Here is a 970-nt window from a genome sequence, read left to right on the forward strand (position 1 = left end):
TGGCCTCCGGTTGGGGGAGTTGGCTCCACTGATCGGGCGGAGTTGTCGTGTCGCTCGGGGGGTGGGGGCGGGCGGGTGCGTTGGGGCGGGAAGTTCATATGGTCATGCGATCGTCTGCCTCCTTGCCTCCTCTGGCCTCCTTGCCTTCCGTTTTCTGTCTTGCCTCGGCCGTCGTGCTGCTCCCGCTGAACCCCTCCGCCGCGCACGCCGCCGCCACGGCCGGGTGCGCGCCCTCCGGTGACGGGCGGTCCTTCCCGCTGGAGACCCGTATCCATGGCGGTCCCAACTCCTATGCGGCGGGCGGCGATTACGGCGTCTGGTACATCGACCTCACCAACACCACCCAGGACACCTGCACCGGCGTCCACCCGGTCGTCGTCCTCACCGACGAGCGGCGCGTGCTGAAGCCCGTACAGCCCAGGATGGATTTCTACGACGGCTCCCGGGCATGGCCCGTACGGTTCGTGACCACCGACGAGCAGGAGCTGATCGGGGTGCTGGAGGGCGACGGGTTCGGCGGGTTCACGGTGGCCCCCGGCAAGACGGTGAGCGTCAAGGTGCGCCTCGCCCTGGCCCCGGACGCCACCCCCGAACAGGTCACCGCCAACGCCGCCGTCGTCCAGCGGAAGGGCGACGACGGGGACTGGGTGGGGGAGTCCAACGCCTATCGGTTCGGGGTCACGGAGGAGGGGCGCGGGGAGGAGGAGAGCGGTCGGGAGGAGAGCGGTGAGGACGAGTCGCCTACCGCACCGACAGTGCCTACGGCGTCTACAGCCCCGACAGGGATGCCCACCGGCACCGTCGGCCCCGGTACCGCCGAGACCGGAGCCGCGCGGGAGACCACCCCCAGCACCGCGAACCCCCGGACCCCCGTCGCCACCACCCCGGGCACCCCCGCCCCCGCCGACACCCACTCCACCGCCCTCACCTCACCCGGCACCCACCCCGCCCTCACCCCGGCCCCGACCCT

The 970-nt window shown here is 72.0% G+C and carries 1 protein-coding gene; it reads left to right on the forward strand.

The window, feature by feature from the left end; genetic code table 11:
- Window positions 1–173 precede the first annotated feature (173 nt).
- Window positions 174–970, forward strand: a 797-nt coding sequence (locus tag GTW40_RS27230; RefSeq protein WP_161182789.1) for a hypothetical protein, incomplete at its 3' end; no start/stop codon positions are given.

Origin of the sequence: Streptomyces sp. SID4985, from assembly GCF_009863025.1 — a bacterium.
Classification (GTDB): domain Bacteria; phylum Actinomycetota; class Actinomycetes; order Streptomycetales; family Streptomycetaceae; genus Streptomyces.